This is a genomic window from Geobacillus sp. Sah69 (genome assembly GCF_001414205.1).
In the GTDB taxonomy this organism is placed as follows: domain Bacteria; phylum Bacillota; class Bacilli; order Bacillales; family Anoxybacillaceae; genus Geobacillus; species Geobacillus stearothermophilus.
In genome coordinates this window covers 1-7,218 of sequence record NZ_LLKS01000013.1, presented here as the reverse complement: position 1 = coordinate 7,218, position 7,218 = coordinate 1, and the positions used below count along the sequence as shown (strand labels likewise).

At 39.3% G+C, this 7,218-nt stretch carries 8 protein-coding genes; 4 read left to right on the top strand and 4 right to left on the bottom strand.

Translation table 11 applies throughout. The annotated features are described in order from the left end of the window. From AP057_RS01420 to AP057_RS01405, 4 genes are all read left to right on the top strand, one after another. Window positions 1-298 (top strand): transposase (locus AP057_RS01420; RefSeq protein ID WP_152968853.1); only part of this gene is annotated, 298 nt, incomplete at its 5' end. A 431-nt stretch (window positions 299-729) separates the two neighbouring features. Beyond that, window positions 730-2,583: a heavy metal translocating P-type ATPase gene (locus tag AP057_RS01415; RefSeq protein ID WP_055357892.1), complete on the top strand. Its 1,854-nt coding sequence runs from the start codon at window positions 730-732 to the stop codon at window positions 2,581-2,583. 213 nt (window positions 2,584-2,796) lie between these two features. Then, window positions 2,797-3,030, top strand: coding sequence for a heavy-metal-associated domain-containing protein (locus tag AP057_RS01410; RefSeq protein WP_055357891.1), 234 nt, complete (start codon window positions 2,797-2,799; stop codon window positions 3,028-3,030). A gap of 110 nt (window positions 3,031-3,140) precedes the next feature. Then, a complete protein-coding gene (locus AP057_RS01405; RefSeq protein WP_082432183.1) occupies window positions 3,141-3,827 on the top strand; it encodes a Crp/Fnr family transcriptional regulator in 687 nt (228 codons plus the stop codon). Window positions 3,828-4,507: 680 nt separating this feature from the next. Here AP057_RS01405 and AP057_RS17675 read toward each other — a convergent pair. From AP057_RS17675 to AP057_RS01390, 4 genes are all read right to left on the bottom strand, one after another. Next, window positions 4,508-5,353 carry a PH domain-containing protein gene (locus tag AP057_RS17675; protein WP_235468432.1) on the bottom strand — a complete coding sequence of 282 codons (846 nt, stop codon included), beginning with the start codon at window positions 5,351-5,353 and terminating at the stop codon, window positions 4,508-4,510. 260 nt (window positions 5,354-5,613) lie between these two features. Continuing rightward, on the bottom strand, window positions 5,614-5,880 hold the full coding sequence (locus AP057_RS17670) for a PH domain-containing protein (protein WP_235468430.1): 267 nt from the start codon (window positions 5,878-5,880) through the stop codon (window positions 5,614-5,616). 110 nt (window positions 5,881-5,990) lie between these two features. Further along, window positions 5,991-6,479 (bottom strand): PH domain-containing protein, encoded by a 489-nt coding sequence (locus tag AP057_RS01395; RefSeq protein ID WP_055357889.1) that lies wholly within the window; start codon window positions 6,477-6,479, stop codon window positions 5,991-5,993. Between the two features lie 395 nt (window positions 6,480-6,874). After that, window positions 6,875-7,218 (bottom strand): transposase (locus AP057_RS01390; RefSeq protein ID WP_152968852.1); only part of this gene is annotated, 344 nt, incomplete at its 5' end.

Below are 7,218 nucleotides of genomic sequence, written 5' to 3'. Positions count from 1 at the left end.
ACGTTGGACTGTTGAGGTCTTTTTCCGTTGGGTGAAGCAATATCTGAATGTCCCGACCTTGTTTGGCACGACGGAAAATGCGGTATACAACCAACTGTTTGCGGCGTTCATCGCGTATGTGTTGCTGCGATGGCTGTATGATCAAACCAAAAAACAGACGAACGTCTCTCTTTCCTTCATTTCGTTCGTTCGCCGTTTTTTCTCTGGGCAGCTTCCTCTCGATTGGAAATCCGGGATGGCCGCTGCTTTGTTTGAGTATGCCCAAATTTATGGAAGGCGTATGTATAATTTTGGATAATCAACACTCGTGTTCTATGGATTAATTTTTTTTTTCAAATTTTGACTTAGGGCAAATGAAGTTTTTTAAACTCCTAGTAAAATGAAATTAACATGACAAAGAAAAATTTAGTAAGGAAGAAAGAAGCAAATATATCTAAACAATTAAGGTTGAACGAAGTTAGGGAAAAACATTTTCCAACCTTGGAGCATGGGTTCATGGTAAACACGAGGAATTTTATGAAGTACGTCAACTATTTGACATAATCAATGCAAAAGTAAAAAGGTTGGATCGGCAAGACCTGAATTAGAGATGGAATTTGCCAAGTTGCATAAAGTTACAGATAACTATACAGTTCCAATTGGTGAATGTCAAAGTTATGAAACAGTGTACAAGATGTTATTTATGCTTAATCGGGAGTAATTGTAATTTAGCAGAGAGGTGGTGAAAACATGCAAAGATTTATATTAAGTAAGAAAAATTTTATAACATTACTTAGCGGAATATTAATTGTAATTGCATTTATAAGCAAACTAAGTTTTGGAAATGTAGATGTATTTCACTGGGCTTTGATTTTCGCTTCCGTATTAGGGGTTGCACCTATTGCGATTCAAGCGTATCAAGCTTTAAAAGTAAAAGTTGTTAGTATTGATGTTTTAGTTACTATCGCAGTTACCGGGGCATTTTTAATTAAAAACTTTGAAGAATCAGCTATTGTTACATTCTTATTCTTATTCGGAGCTTTCCTTGAACAACGCACGTTGAATAAAACACGTTCTGCAATTAAAGAATTAACTGAAATAGCACCACAAAGAGCTTTAAAACTGATGGAAAATGGCAAGTTTGAAGAAGTGGAAATAGATGAAGTAGACGTAGGCGACATTTTACTTGTCAAAACTGGGGCCAGGGTACCTGTTGATGGTACAGTTTTAACAGGAGAAGGTTATATTAATGAAGCCAGCATTACCGGCGAATCTGTTCCAGTGAGTAAAAAGAAAGATGCTCAAGTATATGCCGGAACGATTTTAGAAAATGGTACGATTCAAATTGTTGCTGATCGCGTTGGCGAAGATACTACTTTTAGTAAAATTATCGAGTTGGTTGAAGAAGCTCAAGATTCAAAATCAGAAACTGAACGTTTCATTGATCGATTCTCAAAGTATTATACTCCGGCCGTTTTAGTTTTTGGGATTATTGTATGGCTTGTTACCCAAGACATTGAACTAGCAATAACAATATTAGTTCTAGGGTGCCCAGGAGCTTTGGTTATCGGTGTACCAGTGTCTAACGTTGCAGGAATTGGGAATGGAGCACGAAATGGTGTCCTTTTAAAAGGTAGCGAAGTCATCAACGATTTTAGTAAAGTTGATGCAATAGTATTTGACAAAACAGGCACATTAACAATAGGAAACCCTAAAGTAGTAGATATAGAATTTTATGGTAACGACATTGATAAAGTATTATCTTACCTTGCAAGTGTTGAAAGGGAATCAGACCATCCGTTAGCTAAAGCAGTTGTAGAATATATTGGAAGTACTAAGCTCCATACTGTTAAAAATACAGAAGTTGTCAAAGGTGGCGGAATCATCGCACAAGTAGACGGCCATAGAGTCGTAGTTGGTAATGTCGCCCTGATGGAACAAGAAAAAGTTCCTTTAAATGAAAAAGTTCGTGAAGATATTGCTCAATTTGAACAAAAAGGCAACTCACTTGTCCTAACATCAGTTGATGGTGAATTAAAAGCATTAATGGGAATTCGTGATCCAATTCGTCCGGGTATAAAAGAGGATCTTCAAAAACTAAAAAGTTTAGGAGTTAAAAGTCTAATAGTTCTTTCAGGAGATAACCAAGGAACAGTTGATTTAGTAGCACGCGAGCTAGGATTGACAGAAGCACATGGACACATGTTGCCAGAAGATAAATCAGCTTATATTGCAAAGTTGCAAGCTGAAGGTCAGATTGTTGCATTTGTCGGAGATGGAGTAAATGATAGTCCATCACTAGCTATTGCAAATATCGGCATTGCTATGGGAAGTGGTACAGACGTAGCTATTGAAACTTCAGATGTAGTTTTAATGAATTCAGACTTCAGCCGCTTGCCCCATGCATTAGGTCTAGCTAAAGCAATAGCCAATAACATGCGTCAAAATATTATTATCGCAGTCGGAGTTGTATTAGTACTACTTGCCAGCGTATTTTTCAGCGAATGGATGAACATGTCGATTGGTATGTTGGTACACGAAGTTAGTATCTTAGTTGTAATATTAAATGGTATGAGACTCCTTCGGTACAAATTAAGAGATTAATTAAGTTTAGTAAATAAAAACAGCTCTTACTCATATTTTGTGAAACAGTGATTTTTAAGTAAAGTTATTGAAAAATTGTTCGTCTTCTCCTAATGATATGAGACTAAATTGTCGGAGAATGCCACTCGTTCCTTTCACGATTACGAACATATTTTCAGTGAGCATCCAAAAAACGTAAAAAACTAAAAAATGGGTTAAAAGGAGAGATAAACTATGCAAAAAGCAACGATTCAATTAGAAACATTAACTTGTCCATCATGTATACAAAAAATTGAGAACGCAGTAAAATCTTTAGAGGGTGTAGATAAGGAAAGTGTTAATGTTTTATTTAACTCAAGCAAAGTAAAATTAGACTTTGACGAAGAAAAACTTTCTATAGAAACGATCGAAAACGCCATCGTTGCACTGGGATATGAAGTTAAAAAATCTCAAGTAAGGACCAAATAAGACTTAAGGCACCCTACGTGAAACATCGTAGAGTGCCTTCTCCTTGGATGGTATAATAATCCTAGTTGATGTCGAAAATCAAAGAGATCTAGATAATGGAGGGATACTCAATGGATTGCCACTGCCATTCAAAGGATCAATCAAATTGCATAGAGCTAGTTCCGATCTTCAGTAGTTTAACCAAAGAAGAAATGCTAGAAGTTGCCGCCATAACAAGGAGCAAAACTTTTCAGAAGAATGAAATGATTTACAGTGCTGGCGATAAAGGGGGCAAGCTTTATGTTATCCGTTCTGGGAGAGTAAGGATCTCCAGGCTTAACGCCAATGGTAAAGAGCAGGTCATTCGAGTGATTGGCCCCGGTGAATTTATGGGGGAACTTTCCCTTTTTAGCCCTTTGTCTTTGACAGAGAATGCAGTGGCTTTGGAACCTACAACGATGTGCATCATTGAAGGGGAAAAGCTAAAAAAGCTTATGAAGAAGTACACATCCATTGCCTTTAAAGTATTGGAAGAGTTGAGCCAACGGTTGGAAAGAGCAGAAAGTCTTATTGAAACAATCAACCTTAATACAGTAGAACAAAGATTGGCCCGTGTACTATTAGATATGTCCGCGGGTAATAAAGTGGTACACCTGAATATGACCAAAGGGGATTTCGCTTCTCTATTGGGTATGAGCCAAGAAACTTTAAGCAGAAAGCTGACGGCATTTCAAGAGGAAGGACTTATTGAGGTTAAAGGTCATCGGAAAATCATTGTTTTAGATAGAGAAGGATTAGAACGAATTACCTTAAACTGATCGATATACATTGTTCTATCATGGTATTTGAGCAATATTTTTCCGCGACGCCAAAATTAGAATAAATGTTTATCATGTTTCCGGGAACGGAATATTTATCCTATCCACTTCATCCATGTGGAATTAGTAAACAAAAATAGCACTGGAAATAAAAATATCAGTGCTATCTTTTGCATCTTAAATCACTAAGGTGAATCACATACTACACACCGAAGAAAAATCTGCACAAAACTTGCACAAAATCTGCACAAGAGGCACTTTAACAAAATTAATTTATTTAATTTTTATTAATTCTCTTAAACAGAAAAACCTTGAAATATCGCGTATTTTCAAGACGCATTTTAATTCGATTTAACTCATTTTACGTATTTAACTCACTTGTTTTTCCCCTTTCTATTTTGGCAGGGTGGAGGTCGCTGGTTCGAGCCCAGTCGGAATCACTAAAGTGGGAAGCTTGAAATCCTTGCATATATCAAGGATTTCAAGCTTTTCGTTTTTTATAGCATTTACTCAAATGACGGTCGTGCCATTTTGGTACCGAAGCATTTTTCGTTTGATTTTGATAGCAGGGCATCGATCTGATTGGATGCTTCCTTTTCAATTAAGATATAAATGGTTAACTATCATGATGTTTTTGAAAAAATAAAGCAGCATCATTTCATATGCTGCTGGTAGGTGATTTATTTGCTATTCACTTCAACGTAAGAAGGAATCGGACAAGCCTCTTGCTTTAAAGAACTGTACTGTGAATGTGGATCAATCTCCACATCTTTTGTGCGCGCTTCAAACCAAGAGGTGATCAACGGCTGTAGAGAAGAATCGATATCTAATAACGTTGTTACGTGAACCGGGTGTGCACGATTGGTCAGTTTTACACTCATGACACCAAACATTCGCTGTAGCAAAGAACGCTCAAATTGCAATTCAAGCAACTTTGCGCGTTTCGTTACGAGTGTTTCTACTGTAAAGGCACCTGAGCGAAGCTGCACATGTGTATCTTCTAACCGAAACGCTGTATGACGGTATTCTCGAATGCGGTTGATATAAGTAAACACCAACACAATCGCACCAAGAATAAAGAAAAGTGGTTTCCAAAATCCAATGGCAGCAACGAGGCTTGCAAAAATAGGCGGCCGAAGCCAAATCAACTTTTTTGCTTTAGGGGATGCATAATGTGTCATACTACGCAGTTGAAATTCTGGCAGCATGATGGCTATTAATTCATGTGCTTTTTCCGTCGGTAAGTACGGGAAAAATTCATTAAGGTTTTGGTCCTCACTCGGCAAAATTTCCCCTGCTGAAATCAGCTTAATGGTTGTCACACCGAGCAACTTTTGATAGCCGTTTTGTTTGTAAATGACCGCTTGTACTTTGTCTTTACGAATGGAAAAGCTTTGTTTAGAAAGCCAGCCTTTTTGTACATAAATGCGTTCATTGTCCATTGAAATGGTATATTGATAGTAGCTATTAAACGTTTTAAAGACGCCGATACCGACAGCTGCGAATACGGCAAGTAAGACGAGCAAGATGAGCAGCCATCCTGAAAGATGAGACATCACCGTATCTACATTAATGTATTTCTCTGGATGTACATCTGACCATATATTTAAGCCAATAGGAATGATGGCTAAAAAACTGAAAGACAAAAGGGACGCTTTCAAAATATCACGAATGGTAGTAGTAAAAAGAACTTGACGTTCAGATCCATGGATGGCTTCCCCAACCTGTTTCTCTTGATTCCCATTTCGTAAAACATAATCCTCTATCTTGATGCAATCTGCTTTGCTTACAAATTCAATGTCACATCGCTAGTCGCTTCACCTGTTTCCATTGTGATCGATTGTACGCCAAATAATCGTTGCAAAACATTTGCCTGCGTTTGCACATTCTCAAATTTTTCGCGCGGTATAAATTGCTCTGATTTAGAAAATAGGCCCTTATGTATATGAATACCATCTTCAGCAAATACCACTTTAGTAAATAATGTCTCATAGATGCGAAACAGGAAACTGAATCCGAAAACCGCAATCGCACCCCATTGCACAATATTCATGAACATAGAGTTACTACCTGCATTTAGGAATAAAATGAACAGTATAAACAGATTGTTTTTGATAAGGTCTAGCATGTCATAGAATAGTTTTAGCTTGGAATAGCGAAACGTCATCTTTCATCAAGCTCCTTTAAACGGGCAAGCTTCGAAATATCATCGCGGAGCTTTATGGCAACTTCTTCCTCAATATGTGGAATGGTAACGCCGCCTTGCATCGTTTTAATTTCAATGGAGTGGACACCATATTTTCGCATAATGATGCCTTGAATCAATTCAATGGATTGTATTTTTGTCATCGGCACTACAACTTCCACTTTTGTCCAAACCCCGCTTTTAATGTATAAAAAATCATCCGTTAGCCCGTATCGAAATGTTTTATAGTATATCGGTGAGCTTACAAAATACGTCCACGGAATACCAATGATAGTAATGATAAACAGGGCGATCCAAACATACCGTAGCCAGTTCCACCAGTTAAAATAATCTGTGCAAAAATAAAGTCCAGTTATAACGACAAGGGAAATGAGTGATGTAATCAGTTCATTTAAATTGCGCACCTTCATCGCTTTAGGTGAGATTTGTTGATACTGTACTTCCATACGGTTCTCTCCCTCTAGAAATGTTGATGTATCAAGGCTTTTCGGCCCCTCAGGGGTGTCCAAAAAATATTTTTCGACAAAATCCCTTACATCCTTTTTCAGTTTTGTGGATATCTTACAGACCTAGGGTGCGCTTCGCGGCCACGGCTGGGGATATTTTCCTGCCGTGGGGGGAAGCATATTCGATGCACCCTTTGGATCTCCGCGTCGCTGATGAGGACGAACCCTCCCATGTCTCCGGGCGTCTTCGCGCCAACATTCCCTCGTTCGGTCTCGTCATCAGGCGGAGGCCGGCCAAGCTCCTTTAGGGACTCAAGGTCGAATGGATGAAATCACGCCAGCTTCTCCGGTGTCATCTCGTTGTCCAACGATTCTTCCGTTCGCAGGGGGAGGCCTTAGGCCGCCCGTTGCACCTGGGACAAGACGTCCTGTTTCATTCGCTCCGCGTCAAACGCTTGTTTCTTCGTACAAATCGCAAACARCACATTCAACAGCTTCCGACACAAGGCGACGATGGATTGCTTTCCGGTCAGCGGGTTGACGGGGCGGGTCGTGTAATATTCATGCAGCTCGCGAAACGCCTCGTTGTGCCGGATCAGCGGAATCACCGCCCGAAACAGCACCGAGCGCAACCGTTTCCGTCCCCGTTTGGAGATGTGCTTTTGCCCTTTGCGCTGGCCGGAGGAGTTCTCCTTGAGCGTCAGGCCCGCCAACTTCACCAATTGGCGCGGGTCCCGAT

What these genes read in the sequence shown, in the direction of transcription:
- AP057_RS17670 (WP_235468430.1), bottom strand. Translation starts at nt 5,880, where the DNA reads ATGAATATTGTGCAATGGGGTGCGATTGCGGTTTTCGGATTCAGTTTC.
- AP057_RS01395 (WP_055357889.1), bottom strand. Translation starts at nt 6,479, where the DNA reads ATGGAAGTACAGTATCAACAAATCTCACCTAAAGCGATGAAGGTGCGC.
- AP057_RS01415 (WP_055357892.1), top strand. Translation starts at nt 730, where the DNA reads ATGCAAAGATTTATATTAAGTAAGAAAAATTTTATAACATTACTTAGC.
- AP057_RS01410 (WP_055357891.1), top strand. Translation starts at nt 2,797, where the DNA reads ATGCAAAAAGCAACGATTCAATTAGAAACATTAACTTGTCCATCATGT.
- AP057_RS01405 (WP_082432183.1), top strand. Translation starts at nt 3,141, where the DNA reads ATGGATTGCCACTGCCATTCAAAGGATCAATCAAATTGCATAGAGCTA.